Raw genomic sequence first — 782 nt, forward strand, 5'->3', positions numbered from 1 at the left:
CCAAAGAAAAAAGTTCGCTCATAGAAGATATAAATCAAGCCAAGCATCATGTCCATATGGAATATTATATTTTTAGAATGGATCGAACGGGTCATGAAATCTACGATGCCTTACTGGCAGCCGCAAAACGTGGAGTAGAGGTGAAACTTTTAATTGACGCTTGGGGTTCAAATAAGACTAAAATGTCCAGCTTTAAAGAGCTTCAAGAAGCTGGTGGACATGTGGCTCAATTTTTCCCCTTGATTATGCCCTTAGTTAATCCCCGAACAAATTACCGTTTGCACCGTAAAATCGTTGTGATTGATGGTGTAGTTGGCTATACAGGTGGATTCAATGTCGGTGATGAATATGTTTCAATTACGAAAAAATTTGGATATTGGCGTGACAATCATTTGAGATTGACTGGTGATATTGTTTATAGCTTACAGCATCGTTTTATCTTAGACTGGAATTCACAACATCATTTTGAAGTGACTGAGGGAGAACCTTATTTTCCAGATTCTATTGTTGAAGGACATGTAGCGACTCAACTTGTGACTTCTGGTCCAGATGAGGATAAAGAGCAAATCAAATTGACTTACATGAAGATGATTTCTGGTGCTGAACGAGAAATTATCATTCAAACGCCCTATTATATTCCTTCTGATGCCTTGCATGAGTCAATAAAATTGGCCCTTTTATCAGGTGTACAAGTTAAAATGTTAATTCCTAACAAGCCAGACCATCCGCTGGTTTACTGGGCGACATATTTCCATGCCGCTGATTTAGTTAAATATGGTGCC

The 782-nt window shown here is 38.5% G+C and carries 1 protein-coding gene; it reads left to right on the forward strand.

Features of this window, described 5'->3' with window-relative positions:
- Window positions 1–782, forward strand: a 782-nt coding sequence (gene cls, locus BAZO_RS10780) for a cardiolipin synthase (RefSeq protein ID WP_003331525.1), incomplete at both ends; no start/stop codon positions are given.

Origin of the sequence: Schinkia azotoformans LMG 9581 (genome assembly GCF_000307855.1) — a bacterium.
Lineage (GTDB): Bacteria > Bacillota > Bacilli > Bacillales > Bacillaceae_J > Schinkia > Schinkia azotoformans.